Below are 13,464 nucleotides of genomic sequence, written 5' to 3'. Positions count from 1 at the left end.
GTTACTTATACTGAGGGTACAAAAAAGCAATAAACTGTTACAGCCTGAAAGATGTAAAATTTTTGTTAAATTCAACGAGCATCTACAGTTTCATCTCATCGTCACAAGGTACTCAGCATGACTGCAATCTCTCCAAAAGCTTCTTCAGCGCTTCCCAATTTTTCTGAAGGAATTCAATATTTTGGTGAAGCGTTACCAGATTTTGAAACTCATGGTGCAACACCTGCTATCGAATCGGGCAAAATAGCGATCGCATCTCCAACAGATAAAGCAGCTGTATATCAAACTTTACTAGCTGCTGATGCCCTGCGCTACCTAACCTTACAAGTTACCGCTAGTAAGGCTTCTGGGCATCCCGGCGGTTTCGCCAGCCAAGCAGAAGCTTACGCATCTCTTGTCATGCTGGGATACAAGAACATTATTACTGAAGTCGGACACCACGCCCCCGGATTTTATAGTGCCATGTTCTTGGATCGTTCGCTAGAGGACATGGGAATTTTTACAGTCCAACAATTGCGCGATCGCTTCCGAGAAAAGCACGGATTACTAGGACACCTTTCCGGTTTCATCCCCGGTATTCTTGCACCTGCGGGGCCTTTGGGACAAGGGCAACACTTTGCAATGGCGGCTGCACTGTTACACAAAGATAAGTTGTTCCCCTTTACAGTTGGGGATGGTGGATTGGGTGAGCCTTATATTGTAAGTGCGATCGCACATTTCCATACTGCTTATCCTGCTGCCACCAATTTCTTACCGATATTGGTGTGGAACGGTTACAGCCAAGAACATCACAGCATGGTTTCCCTGAAAACCAACGAACAGATGCAAGCATATTGGCAAGGTAACGGTTTTGATGAAGTGGTGTTAGTGGATGCCAAAGATTTCGACGATCAGAACCAGCCAGGAGATTACGTTGATAGCACTGCTTTTTCTTTTGAGAAGCGCCTAGAATTCACTCAAGCAGTACTTTCGGGTGTAGATAAAGCAGCGCGATCGGCGTTGGGTGGTAAACTTACCGTCTTTATTATTAAACAACTCAAAGGTGCAGGAGTCCACGCGCGGGGTGCAAAATCTCACAACTTGTATCCTAAAGATACGTTGGATGCGCCGCATATTGTTAGTGCATTGCAAACCCGTGCTTTGTCTGCGGAAGCTTGGCAATTAGTCAGAACAAATGCCGAACGCGCCGGTGGTGGCCCAGCAGCAAAAACTGTAGTTACAGAATTTGAATTTCCATTGCCAGAATTAGGCGAATTACCTTTAGAAGAATATGCAGTTGGTGGCGAACCAAAAGTTTCCACAACCGCGATGGGACGATTGGTAGGAATAGTTGGAAATAAAGATCGAAATTTCCTTGTCACCAATGCCGATGGTAATGAAGCATCAGGAATTGCTAACATCAACCAAGCATTAAAGATTATCCATCCCACAACCGATGACTTATACAACCAAGCGCCAAATGGACAAGTTTATGAACCATTGAGTGAAGATGCTTGTGCCGGTTTAGCTGCGGGTTTAGCGTTAATGGGTGCGAGAACTTTGTGGTGTTCTTACGAATCTTTTGCCATCAACGGATTACCAATTTGGCAAACTGTAACCCAAGCAATGGCAGAATTGCGCCGTCAAACTCCTTCGACTATTACTTTATTCACAGCAGGCGCATTAGAGCAAGGGCGCAACGGTTGGACTCACCAACGTCCAGAAATTGAAGCTTACTTTGCTTCGTTGATGCGAAATGGAAATGTTTTCCCATTATTTCCGCCTGATGCTAATAGTATTCAAGCTTGTTATGATTGGGCGTTGAAAACTAAGAATAAGGGAGTTGTGATTACAGCAAGCAAATCGCCGTTACCAATTCGCACAACTTTAGAACAAACTCGTCAAGGGTTGCGTGATGGTGCAGTACTATTACATGAAATCGCTGGTGATAAACAAGTTGTATTTGCTGTAATTGGCGATTTGACATTAATACCAGTATTTGAAGCTGCTGCTTTCTTAGAAACTGAAGGTATTGGTGTCAAGATTGTTTCTGTGATAAATCCTCGGCAATTGTACCGTAGCCATGATACTGCTTGGGATACTTGTTCTGAACCTGAAGGCGGTTTCTTAGATGATGCGAAATTTGCCGAATTATTTGATGGCGATGCGTTAATTGCTGTTACTGGTGGTGCGGCGGGGATGCTGGAACCAATTTTGTTACGGAGTACAGCGAAGCGCGACACCTTTGCGTGGAAGCGTGGCGAAACTACCGCCAGTGCTGGTGAGTTGATGGCATTTAATGGATTGACTGCTGAAGCGTTGACGAAACGTGCGATCGCATTAGTACATTAAGTTACATTATATGCACTATTACATCTAGGTTTTTACTTAGGTGAAAGTTATAACTGAGTAGTAAATCAACTTTTACTACTCAGGATTAAGCAACCATGTCATCAAAACAATTCCAAGATACACACAGCAATATTTGCAATCTGGGTACACGCCTGTTAAAGTATCTTCAGGAAATTCGCCAAAGTCGTCTCAGTGAAGGTGATGATACCAAAGGTTTGCAGAGTGTTGAGAATGACATCACTACAGCCTTAACAGCATTGAAACAACAAAAATATCAGGTTGCGGTTATCGCAGCGATGAAAGCTGGGAAGAGTACTTTTCTCAACTCTGTTAGGGGCTTGCAAGAAAATAAAATACCAGTCATTCTAGAAGAATAGGAGGCGCGGATCTGCCCGCGTTTGCTCTGAATTTCTAGAATTGGAATCACAGGGTTCATGCTTACCGACACCATAAAATCTACCTTCAAAGATGCAGCCAAGAAACTAACTGGCAGCTGTAAAAGAGACTTCATGGCAAAAGTTACTGAAGATTACTTCGATAGTTCAGCACGCATTGCAGAAACAGTTTTAGGATGGAATCGCTCCTGTGTACAACTTGGCTTGCATGAACGGCGGACAGGGATAGTCTGTGTGGATAACTATCATGCAAGGGGACGACATAATAGTGTTGAGATTCTGCCCAATTTAGAAGCAGATATTTGTTCTTTGGTAGATGCTCAAGCCCAAGCAGATCCAAAATTTCAATCGACCTTTCTATATGCTCGTATCAGTGCCAGAGCGGTACGAGAAGCATTAATCAGTGAAATAGGTTATGACCACAGTCAATTGCCGTCTCGTCAAACTCTGGGGAAGATTCTTAATAGCTTGGGGTATCGCCTAAAAAAACACAAAAAACAAAGCCCTTGAAAAAGATTCCGCAAACAGATGCCATTTTCGACAATGTGTTTCAGGAAAATCAGGCATCGGATGAGAATCCCAAATCGTTGCGAGTCTCTATCGATACTAAAGCCAAGGTGAAGATTGGCAATCTTTCCAGAGGTGGTAAAGCTCGAACACTGGAAGCAAAAGCTGCGGATGACCACGATACACAGTGGGAGGCAGTCTTAGTTCCTTTTGGCATTCTCAACACACACAGTGAAAAGCTTACGATTTACTTAGGTCAGTCGGCTGAAACCAGTGATTTTATTGTCGATTGTTTAACTGCTTGGTGGTATGAGAATCAACACGATTACCAAGATTATGATGAATGGGTGATTGACCTTGATGGTGGTGCAGCAACTCGCAGTAACCGCACACAGTTTATCAAACGTATGGTTGAACTGTCTCAAGCAATTAATTTAAGAATCCGACTGATTTACTATCCTCCGTACCATAGCAAGTACAATCCCATAGAGAGGTGTTGGGCAGCCCTAGAGAACTATTGGAATGGCGCAATTCTGGATTCGATTGAAGTTGCCATCAAGTGGGCTTCCAATATGACTTGGAAAGGGATTGCACCCATTGTTCACCGTGTTGAAGCAACCTATGAAAAAGGAATCAAGGTTCTCTCACAAGAGTTAGAACACTACCAAACCTTCTGGCAACCTTCCGAAACTCTACCTAAATGGGATATCACAATTTTCCCCGTTTAATTGGTATCTTATTTTCTTGCAAATCCCTTATTGGTGCGGATGTTTTAGCAAGTGAAACCGCGGCTTGTACTATTTGTCGTACAGATGTACTGCATATTTCGGCTAATCAAGTTCCCAGGCTGTTAGAATACCGAGCAGGAGAAAGAAAACCTGTTGTTATTGCTGAAGGGAATGAAGGAGAAATTCAGCAGAAATTTTTACTGAGAACCCGTGAAATTAGAGAAAGGGGAAATTCTGATAATACTATACGCTTTGAAATAGAACATCCTATTGAAGCTATTAGCAAAATTTCTTCACTTGCAGGTTTTACTCTAGTTGATACGCCTGGCCCCAATGAATGGGAATCTGCCCAATTTAACACAGTAGCACTAAAGCAAACTGCCTTAGAAGCCTTAAGAACTTGCAATGCAATTTTGTTTGTTTTAAATTACGCTTCTTACAAAGATAATGCTGTTTCTGAATTGTTTAAGGATGTAGTAGAGAATCGCAAGGAAATTTTAGAAGCTGAAAAGGGTAAAATTTACTTTATTCTCAACAAGGTTGATCAGAAAACTGAAAGGGACAGAGAAATTGACGAAGTAATTCAAGATTTAGAACGCGAATTATATAATTTTGGTTTTCCTAACCCCATTATTTATCCTGCTAGTTCTAGACAAGGACTTTTAGCAAAATTAATTCAACAAGGAAAAGCAACTGAAAGTCAAATTAAGGATTTCAAAAAATTCTTTAGTGCTAGATATGCAACTGAAGACGAAGAAGGAAATCAGATCATTCCAGCACCTCGTAAGATTGCACCACAAGCTTTAATAGATAGTGGTATTCCTCTCATTCAAGAAACTGTAATTGAGACCATCACTAAAAATGCAGGTTGGAATCTTTTAAGCGATGCTTTAGCGAAAATTGATAAGGCTGCTAAATCAGTTGAAGATACTCTCAAGACAAAAATTAGTGGTTGGGAAATGGATATTGTAACCTTAAAGAAAAAAATAGAGGAATACAAAAAAAGGTCTGTAAATGCAACAAGTAAGGTAGAAGATGTAAAAAAGTCAGTAGATAGACAAAAACAAATACTTATAAGTGGTTTTAGCCAAGGTATTGATATATTTGCTGAAGGAACTAAAGCTGAAATTCAAGACCAAATTGACCAAATTGCTGAATCTCAGTAAGGATTCAGGTCTAAACGAGAGGAATTAAAGAAGGGGTCTGCACAGAAGAGTTAACCATCGCTTTGATAGCTTGGTCAAAAAACTCAATTACAGAGCGTCCTTGACGGCGACAAGTTTGTATAACAGTCAATAAATTAGCAGTATCTTGGAATCGCTTCATAGAACGAGAACCACCACTGACTTTTCGTTTTGTGACTGCTAAACGTAATGTTCGTTCTGCTAAATTATTATCAGGGGGTATGTCCGGGTGGTCTAAGAAATACCACCATTGATGAGCTTTATTACGTAAGGAGCGTAAAAGTTTACCAGCTTCTCCTCCAGCTTTATCAATCCATGAATGAATGGAAGATTCAACTTTTATTTTAAACTCGGATGCCCAACTCCAGAACTCATCAATGTTTTTAGTTTGTTGGAAGAGAGCATAGTTTTTAAAACCTTCATCTATCAGGCTGACAAATGCTGACCCAATCTCTTTGTTATTCAAGCCAGGAATTAAGATGAGTTTCTTGAAGTGACGGCGTAAATGCGCCTGACATTTCTGTTGGGCTTTCACCGGATAACCGTTATAAGCACTAAAGTCATCAGAACTGAGTACACCAGAGTAACTTGAACCCAAAATTGCCTCTAATTCGGCGCGAGAACGAGTATCAGCCGCATGAAATAAAGCGAAATCGGTATTGGCAAAAATCCATAACCATTCTTTTACCCCTTTGATTACCCAAGGTGTTTCATCCGAATGGATATTCGGCTGGGTTTGTTTTATCCACTCTTTAAGGTTGTCAATACTTTGAGCTACGGCACCATCTATTCGTTCATTTGTGGCTACTAAAGTCCCGACTCCAATTTCTATTTCACCCAGTTCCCACAACAATTCTTGTTGTTTCTCGTATGGTAAATGCCCGTAATTATTTATCCATCCCAAGAAAGCTTGCAGTCTGATTCCTATATCTTGTCCCGGTACTATTTCTGGCGACCAGTCTGCTGTTTGTTTTGACCCACACTCGCTGCAAATACAGGTATGTCTTTGATATTCTACGATTTCGATAGGTCTTTCTACCAACTGTGCTACTTGCTGGGTTTCTATTTTTATTGGTTCGTTACTGAATTCCTTTTGACCACAACAAAAACACACTTGCGGTCTTAATATCTCAAACCTATCTACTCTCCCAAAACCCTTTCTCGTTTTTCCCCGATGTCCTGGCTGTCCTCCTGGTTTCCGTTTTGGCGTTTCACTCTCCCCTGCTTCATCTTCAAGTTTTTTCTCGGTTTTTTTGAGGATGTCTGCCGACGGTGGTTTTGATGATGTTGTGCTGTCTAAGTCTCTACTAACTTTGAGTTTCTCTATTACAGATTCTAGTTCTATTACTCTGGATTTTAGCTGTTCTATAGCTTTTGCCTGCTCCATAAGCATCTCTACCAGTTGCTCTTTCTCCAACTGTTTTAGGGTTTCAGTGTCTAGTTTTAGTGGCAGGTTTTTTTCCATAATTGCTATATTCTGCTTCCCCTACCACACTTGTCAATACCCCAGCACCTGAATCCTTACGAATCTCAATCTAAAAAATCATCTAGCCCAAAGAAAGTGAAAGCTAATCGTTCACCTGCAATTAATAAAAACAATAATATTGATTGGGGAGATATTGGTGATATTATAGGCGATGTGGGTGGAGGTATTATAGATTTTTTTAGCAAAGGCTTAGGTAATATATTCAGGGTAGGTGTAAAAGGCGGTTCATCTTTAATTAAATCTCTTTCTAAATCTGCACCAGAAATTTTTGATTATCCTGATGATGCTATTAATGAATTTCAGAGAAATTCTGACCCCTATGTGATCAGAGTTAAGAATAAAAAGGATGCTCAAAACATTAACAGAACTATCAATGAATTTTGCAGTCCACTGATTCAAAGTTTTTGGCTAGATACTCAAGATAGATTGGTTAGAGATGGTACTAATATTCGTGAGAAATTAGCTCTCAAAATTCAAAATGATATCCAACAGATATCAAATGAACTATCTGATTATTTGGGTGAAGCCTTGCAAGTTAAATTAAATGTTAACCCTATTCAATTTCCCAGTTTTGAATTTAAGGGAATTGATGCAAGCATTAAGCAGCAACAAGAAGTGTTTACCAGAACCAAAAAAGAGAAAAGGACAGAAAGTCGTTGCTGTGATTCTGATAAAGTATATTATGCTAATGTTGACTATCAAGACAGGCAAGAATTTTACGAAATAAATTTACGCCAAACTGTACAGTTAATTAACTCGAAGATAAATGAGCAGGTTTCGAGAAATCGAGAGTTACTACAAAGAGTCATCGAAAAACAAATTGCAGAAGACTTTAGACGTGCAGAGCAACAAATCAATGACTACATCAAAAAGTTTCAAGATGAATTTGATAGTCTGTTAAAAGAACGGGAAACCAAAGAATCAGAAGTAGATAAAATTCTTGATATCTTGAATTTTCAAAAAGAGAAACTGAATGAATATCTACAGGAATTAAAATCAATTCGTCAGTCTCTCAGTACTTGGAAACCCTAAATTATATGTACGTTGTGATTGAGTAAGTAACCAGTAGCGTGCGTTATGGCATAATGCCTAACGCACCGCTAATTAGATTAAATATACTATCAACGGCTATCTTTAAGTCTAGACGCATAGGGACTATCAGTATAAAATCGCAAAAACTGCCATAATGTAGAAAAACATATTCAGGAAATAACCCTTGTAAAAAGTATAAATATTTCCTTACCTGACACCATGCGAACTTATATAGAAGAACAGGTAGCTCAAGGTGATTATAGCAGTATCAGCGAATATTTTCGTGAATTAGTGCGACAAGACCAAAAACAGAGAGCTAAAGAACGTCTAGAAACAATGCTTCTGGAAGGATTAAACTCTGGGAATGCAACAGAAATGACTGTTCAAGATTGGGAAGATATCCGTCAAACAATCCGACAAAGAATGAACAAACATCAAGATACAATTTAACCGTGATGTTTGAAATAAAAAAAGTTTATAAAATAAATTCGACAGTAATATTTTAATTATTTGTGTCTAAATAGCATGACAAATAGAACAGATTTATCAAAAATAATTGCCAGTACAGACGACAATCCACTAATTTTATCACCTGAAAGTTTGCCGTCACAAGAAGACGTAGAACTTGAGCGAAAGCTGAGAGAACTTAAATTTAAACAAGAACTAAGAAAAGATTGGATTTTATTTATCGTCAGGGATGTAGTAATTTTTCCTGCGGCTATCCTTTTTATTTTTGCTGCCAGTGGTTATTCCCTATTTCTTCATATTCATGGGTAACTTACTCTGACTACAATTTTTAATTAACCACAGAGGCGCAGAGTACACAGAGAAGAGAGAATTTGTTTACGTTAAACAAGGGGATTTTACCCCTTGTCTTAATAGTTCGCCACGCTTTTGATAATTTATTTTTCTGGCGGTAAATCTACACTATAAACAGTCTCTCCAGCCAAGTTACGCAATGTTACAGTCATCACCTTTGTATAAGCATCAATTTTGACTCCTCCAAAGAATTGCAAACCTTCACTTGGGGGACGATTTGCTTTTGTACCTGGAGGAAGGCTTTGAAATATCAATTGGGGGCCAAAGGTATTTTCTAGTTGGTTTGGCCCAAATGTGCCAGAGTTCAGAGGCCCGGCGACAAACTCCCAAAAAGGCTTAAAATCTGTAAACTGTGCTTTGCTGGGGTCATAATAGTGGGCTGCTGCGTAATGTACATCAGCAGTTAACCAAACAACATTCTGGATATTCTTATTTTTGATAAATCTGAGTAAATCTGCAAGTTCTAGTTCTCTTCCTAAAGCCGGGCCATCTCCGTTAGCCCAAGCTTCAAAGTTTGTGCTACCATCTCTCACTATCAATCCCAGAGGCATATCACTAGCAATCACTTTCCATGTTGCTTTTGATGATAGCAATTGCCTTTTTAACCATTGTATTTGTGTTCTACCGGTAAATTCTGTGTCTTTACTTGGTACTGGCTGATTATTAGGGCTATTCGGCCCCCGATAGGTGCGCTCATCCAGCATGAAAATGTCTAATAATGGGCCATGCTTAAAGAAGCGATAAATTTTCGCTTTGTCTGGCTCATTGGTTGTATACCCAATAGGCAGATATTCCAAAAATGCTTGCCTTGCTCTTTTAGCTAGCAAGTTAACATCCTTAACTATATAACGGTCATCGTTGAGGATAGTTTGTCCAGGATACCAATTGTTTCTTGTTTCGTGGTCGTCCCACTGTGCCAATATCGGAACTTCGGCGTTGAAACGCTTGATGTTTTCATCCAACAAATTGTAAATATAGTTGCCACGAAATTCTGTAAGAGTTTCTGCTACTTTTGATTTTTCTGGTGTAGTGATGTTTTTCCAGATTGTGCCGTCGTCTAGCTTCACTTCTGATTGAATGGGGCCATCAGCATAAATATTATCGCCAGAGTGAATGAAAAAGTCGGGATTAAGTTGACGCATGGTTTCGTAAATTTTCATCCCACCAAAATCAGGATTAATACCCCATCCCTGACCGGCGGTGTCGCCACCCCAAACAAAGAATATATCTCGCCCAAATTTGGGGGGAGTTCGGAAAGAGCCTTTGACAGGAGCGCTGTAAGTGCCTTTATAATCTAAGTCTTGGAAGATTACCCGATAAAATAATTGTTGGTCTGGTGGCAGGTTTCTCAGATAAAGTCGTGCTGTAAAGTCGCTATTTTGTAAAGCATTGGGCCCGACAACTCGCTGCACATTTTTAAAAGATTCGCTGGTAGAGTATTCTACGATCATTTTGGCGGGGCGATCGCTACGACTCCAAATAACAATACTATCGTTAGAAATATCTCCGCTAGCTACGCCATAAGGTATAGCAGGACGCATTTTATCTGAGGTGATAATTGCAGGTGCTTCAGCAAAAACTTGTGATTTTGATACAAAATTGGTGGATATAATCCCACCTGCCGTAATCGCTGAACGTAGCAAAAACTGGCGACGGTTTAGCCTCAATGAGTTATGAGATTCCATATTAAATAATGGCAATTTTAAAAAGTATTACAAAATAAGCTTTTACCACTTTTTTTATAATAAAAAGTAAAGATTTAGTTATCTAAGGGTTAATAAAATTTTTAATATGTCTCTTACAGATAAAGTACCTGAGTCTACAACATTAGGTGGTACTCTGTTGCTAGTGGCCTTGGTTTAATATTAAATAGAAAGAGAACATCAATAAAAAGGTTATATTTTAACCTTTTTATTAAGTGAATATTTTGATATAATTTGCAGCTCAAAAGATGCTCATAGCGCCTAGCACATCGCTATAAAAATGGTGTGTTATTGCTTTAGACTAACGCATCCTAATTAAAATTTACCTGAGAAATAGCCCCTAATGATAAGCCGATAAATGTCTACGCTTTCATAAAAGTATTGGATTTTCTGAGGTACTCTATATTCCCACATCTACACTGTGAATTTTGGTTAGCAATCTGGGAAAGATAAGTTTATAACGATTGATGAATTTTGAAATTATAGAGACGGGTATTCATAATGTTGCCAGAAATATTACCTCAACAGTCAAGACATGAGAGTATATCGACTATTCGTAGTACAACAAATACTGATGAGTCAAATTTGCGATTAGAGTCAACGTTACAAGAATTACTCTCTTGGCAAGTTCATATTGAAATAGAGTTTCCAGGGAATGATTTAGTTACGCTCTTTAAGCAAGAGCCTTTATTACCAGGAATTATCCTCAATAACAATCAAGAGTATGTAGGGATGATTTCACGGCGGAAATTTTTTGAGTATATGAGTTACCCCTACAGTTTGGCTTTATTTTCTACAAAACCGATTAAAATTCTTTACAAGTTTTTCCAGACAGAGATATTAGCCATTTCTGAGGATACGCCTATTGTTAAAGCAACTGAGATAACTTTGCAACGACCACCTCAAATTGCATACGAGCCAATTTTGATCAAAACTACGTGTGGAAAATATAAGCTAGTCGATTTTCATCAATTACTCTTAGCCTACTCTCAAATTCATGTATTAACACTCGTTCAGCTACAACAAGTAGAGGAACAATCTAGAGTTGCTAAAGCAGGCTTTCGCGATCTTCAGCAAAACTATACGCGATTAATTCAGAATGAAAAAATGGCTGCATTAGGACAACTTGTTGCTGGTATTGCACACGAAATCAACAACCCTGTCAACTTTATTGCTGGGAACCTTGTTCACGCCATCGAATATAGTCAAAATCTACTCAATATTATTAGATTGTACCAACAATCTTATCCTGAACCAGAAACGGAAATTAAAACTGCGATCGCACAAATTGAACTGGATTTTTTAACTACCGATCTCCCCCGTCTTCTCACTTCTATGCAGGTTGGTACCAAGCGAATCGAGCAAATCATTCTTTCTTTACGAAATTTTTCTCGTCTTGATGAATCTGAGAAAAAATTAGTTGATATCCATGAAGGTATTGATAGTACGCTAATAATCTTACAAAGTCGTCTTCAAAATAACCAAATAAGTGAAAACATCAACATAATTAAAGAATACGGCGATCTTCCCCAAGTGGAGTGCTACGCCGGGTTACTCAATCAGGTATTTATGAATATTTTGGCGAATGCTATTGATGCTATAGAAGAGTCATTTGTCACTTGTACTGAGCGTAGTCGAAGTATTAGTCATACACTGCGGGAAGGCGAAGCGCCTACGTCATTGTTAAGGGATAAAGGAAAAATTTGTATTCGGACTCAACTCACTGATGACAATCAAGTAATTATTCGCATTTCCGATAATGGCCCGGGAATTCCAGAGAATTTACAAAAGCAATTATTTGATCCCTTTTTTACTACTAAACCAGTTGGGAAAGGGACTGGACTAGGTTTATCTATTAGTTATCAAATTGTTGTGGAAAAACACGGTGGTCATCTGCAATGTATATCAACTTTTGGCAAAGGGACTGAGTTTATTATTGAAATTCCGATTCACCTAAATTCTGAACTTGTTTAGAAAATCAAACCATAACCAAAGAAGAGACATTCTTAGTCAGTTTTTCTTGGTTGAGATATTGGATTCTAACTATAAGTCCCTGCTGTTTCACTTGTTACTGTAACAGGTTCTGACACGATATCATCTATCTTATTAAACTCTCCAGCCTGCCAACTATCTGTTGTATCCTTGATAAAACTAGCAATAGGAATTGCAATTAACAAACCCAGAACTCCTCCTAACTTTGCCCCCAACAACAAAGAAATCACTACCCACACGGGATTTAAACCAGTTAAATTACCAAGAATTCGAGGTGCAACAAAATTAGAATTAACTTGGTCGATTGCAACGGCTATACCCAATACTTCAACTCCTAACCAAAAGTTTTGCAATGCCACCAAAAGGCTTACTATGGCAATGCCGAATCCTGTACCAAAGGGGAAGAGAGAAAATAAACCAATCCCGATGCCAAAAAGTAAAGCCAAGGGAACTCGCAGCGTCAAGAATGCCAGTGTAATTGTCACCCCTAATACGGCTCCCAATGTTGCTTGACCGATAAAGTAATTGTGGAAGTCTTCTCGCAGTAATTCTCGCAATCTTAACCCAATGTTATGGGGAAACCACTGAAATATTCCGTCCCAAAGACGTTCGCCGTTTAATATTAGATAGACAGTTAGCACTACCGCCAGCAACACATTGAGAACAATACCAATGGTATCAACGGCAAAACCAAGAATTCTACCAGTGAAAGACTGAAGTTGGTTAGATAATCGTTCCAGAACTTGGGTAAATAACCCACTTAAATTAATAGGAAGCTGTTGCTGACTTAACGCCCAATCCTGGAAAGTTTGGAGTTGCTGAGTACCAGAATCAATCCAACTTGGCAAAATATTGGCTAGCTCAACGAGTTGTTGGATAATTAGGGGAACTAAGGTAATGCCTAAAGCTACTAAAATTACTAGAGTTAAAAGCAACACTCCTGCGATCGCTAGGTTACGTTTTACCCCTTGTTCTTGCAAAAACTGGATTGGATAGTTCAAGACAAATGCCAGTAGAATGGCGGCGGCAATAATACTAATCAATGGCTGAAAATACTGCACCACCTGGAGCAATAACCAACCGTTGAGAATAATAATCGGAAATGCCAATCCTATAGTTAACCATCGCGGTAGTTTGTTTGCTGATTGCATTAGTGATGACTCCACAAGAGTTATAACTTTATTTTGGCTTCTAGGAGAGGAGGCAGGGGGGCAGGGGGCAGGGGACAAAGGGACAAGAGGTGAGAACTTGAAACAAGTCTTTCCCCTTGTCCCCAAGTCCTCTTCC

The 13,464-nt window shown here is 39.3% G+C and carries 12 protein-coding genes; 9 read left to right on the top strand and 3 right to left on the bottom strand.

Annotation, left to right across the window (positions count from 1 at the left end; all coding sequences use genetic code 11):
• Positions 1-117: 117 nt before the first annotated feature.
• The 5 genes from GJB62_RS17730 to GJB62_RS17715 all read left to right on the top strand — a co-directional run bounded on the left by GJB62_RS17730 (position 118) and on the right by GJB62_RS17715 (position 5,127).
• The gene (locus GJB62_RS17730; protein ID WP_114081234.1) at positions 118-2,331 is read left to right on the top strand and encodes a phosphoketolase; all 2,214 of its coding nucleotides are present in this window, start codon (positions 118-120) and stop codon (positions 2,329-2,331) included.
• A gap of 95 nt (positions 2,332-2,426) precedes the next feature.
• Entirely contained in the window at positions 2,427-2,708 is a 282-nt protein-coding gene (locus GJB62_RS17725; protein ID WP_181852813.1) for a hypothetical protein, read from the top strand.
• 57 nt (positions 2,709-2,765) lie between these two features.
• A complete protein-coding gene (locus GJB62_RS37100; protein WP_114081799.1) occupies positions 2,766-3,236 on the top strand; it encodes a hypothetical protein in 471 nt (156 codons plus the stop codon).
• On the top strand, positions 3,233-3,961 hold the full coding sequence (locus GJB62_RS37095; protein WP_179071338.1) for a transposase: 729 nt from the start codon (positions 3,233-3,235) through the stop codon (positions 3,959-3,961). The genes GJB62_RS37100 and GJB62_RS37095 overlap by 4 nt, the downstream gene beginning before the upstream one ends.
• Positions 3,934-5,127, top strand: coding sequence for a dynamin family protein (locus GJB62_RS17715; protein WP_209271449.1), 1,194 nt, complete (start codon positions 3,934-3,936; stop codon positions 5,125-5,127). The genes GJB62_RS37095 and GJB62_RS17715 overlap by 28 nt, the downstream gene beginning before the upstream one ends.
• Before the next feature lie 10 nt (positions 5,128-5,137).
• On the opposite strand, the gene GJB62_RS17710 is transcribed toward GJB62_RS17715, so the two are convergent.
• Positions 5,138-6,610: an IS66 family transposase gene (locus GJB62_RS17710; RefSeq protein ID WP_159402428.1), complete on the bottom strand. Its 1,473-nt coding sequence runs from the start codon at positions 6,608-6,610 to the stop codon at positions 5,138-5,140.
• 96 nt (positions 6,611-6,706) lie between these two features.
• On the opposite strand from GJB62_RS17710, the gene GJB62_RS17705 reads away from it, so the two are divergent.
• The 3 genes from GJB62_RS17705 to GJB62_RS17695 all read left to right on the top strand — a co-directional run bounded on the left by GJB62_RS17705 (position 6,707) and on the right by GJB62_RS17695 (position 8,440).
• Complete coding sequence (locus GJB62_RS17705; RefSeq protein ID WP_181852918.1) at positions 6,707-7,663, top strand: hypothetical protein; 957 nt, start codon at positions 6,707-6,709, stop codon at positions 7,661-7,663.
• A gap of 219 nt (positions 7,664-7,882) precedes the next feature.
• Positions 7,883-8,113 carry a type II toxin-antitoxin system ParD family antitoxin gene (locus GJB62_RS17700; protein ID WP_114084689.1) on the top strand — a complete coding sequence of 77 codons (231 nt, stop codon included), beginning with the start codon at positions 7,883-7,885 and terminating at the stop codon, positions 8,111-8,113.
• Between the two features lie 75 nt (positions 8,114-8,188).
• Positions 8,189-8,440 (top strand): hypothetical protein, encoded by a 252-nt coding sequence (locus GJB62_RS17695; protein ID WP_114084690.1) that lies wholly within the window; start codon positions 8,189-8,191, stop codon positions 8,438-8,440.
• Positions 8,441-8,565: 125 nt separating this feature from the next.
• Here GJB62_RS17695 and GJB62_RS17690 read toward each other — a convergent pair whose 3' ends face one another.
• The gene (locus GJB62_RS17690) at positions 8,566-10,167 is read right to left on the bottom strand and encodes an alkaline phosphatase (RefSeq protein ID WP_114084691.1); all 1,602 of its coding nucleotides are present in this window, start codon (positions 10,165-10,167) and stop codon (positions 8,566-8,568) included.
• A gap of 519 nt (positions 10,168-10,686) precedes the next feature.
• On the opposite strand from GJB62_RS17690, the gene GJB62_RS17685 reads away from it, so the two are divergent.
• Complete coding sequence (locus GJB62_RS17685; RefSeq protein ID WP_181852919.1) at positions 10,687-12,159, top strand: ATP-binding protein; 1,473 nt, start codon at positions 10,687-10,689, stop codon at positions 12,157-12,159.
• A gap of 65 nt (positions 12,160-12,224) precedes the next feature.
• On the opposite strand, the gene GJB62_RS17680 is transcribed toward GJB62_RS17685, so the two are convergent.
• The gene (locus GJB62_RS17680) at positions 12,225-13,328 is read right to left on the bottom strand and encodes an AI-2E family transporter (protein WP_114084692.1); all 1,104 of its coding nucleotides are present in this window, start codon (positions 13,326-13,328) and stop codon (positions 12,225-12,227) included.
• Positions 13,329-13,464: the final 136 nt, after the last annotated feature.

The sequence above is a fragment of the Nostoc sp. ATCC 53789 genome (assembly GCF_009873495.1).
Lineage (GTDB): Bacteria > Cyanobacteriota > Cyanobacteriia > Cyanobacteriales > Nostocaceae > Nostoc > Nostoc muscorum_A.
The sequence above is the reverse complement of the archived record's forward strand: the minus strand, read 5'-3'. Positions and strand labels throughout refer to the sequence as shown.

Coding starts and splice junctions, on each gene's coding strand:
- GJB62_RS17680 (WP_114084692.1), bottom strand. CDS start 13,328: ATGCAATCAGCAAACAAACTACCGCGATGGTTAACTATAGGATTGGCA.
- GJB62_RS17715 (WP_209271449.1), top strand. CDS start 3,934: ATGGGATATCACAATTTTCCCCGTTTAATTGGTATCTTATTTTCTTGC.
- GJB62_RS17700 (WP_114084689.1), top strand. CDS start 7,883: ATGCGAACTTATATAGAAGAACAGGTAGCTCAAGGTGATTATAGCAGT.
- GJB62_RS17695 (WP_114084690.1), top strand. CDS start 8,189: ATGACAAATAGAACAGATTTATCAAAAATAATTGCCAGTACAGACGAC.
- GJB62_RS37100 (WP_114081799.1), top strand. CDS start 2,766: ATGCTTACCGACACCATAAAATCTACCTTCAAAGATGCAGCCAAGAAA.
- GJB62_RS17690 (WP_114084691.1), bottom strand. CDS start 10,167: ATGGAATCTCATAACTCATTGAGGCTAAACCGTCGCCAGTTTTTGCTA.
- GJB62_RS17725 (WP_181852813.1), top strand. CDS start 2,427: ATGTCATCAAAACAATTCCAAGATACACACAGCAATATTTGCAATCTG.
- GJB62_RS17685 (WP_181852919.1), top strand. CDS start 10,687: ATGTTGCCAGAAATATTACCTCAACAGTCAAGACATGAGAGTATATCG.
- GJB62_RS17710 (WP_159402428.1), bottom strand. CDS start 6,610: ATGGAAAAAAACCTGCCACTAAAACTAGACACTGAAACCCTAAAACAG.
- GJB62_RS17730 (WP_114081234.1), top strand. CDS start 118: ATGACTGCAATCTCTCCAAAAGCTTCTTCAGCGCTTCCCAATTTTTCT.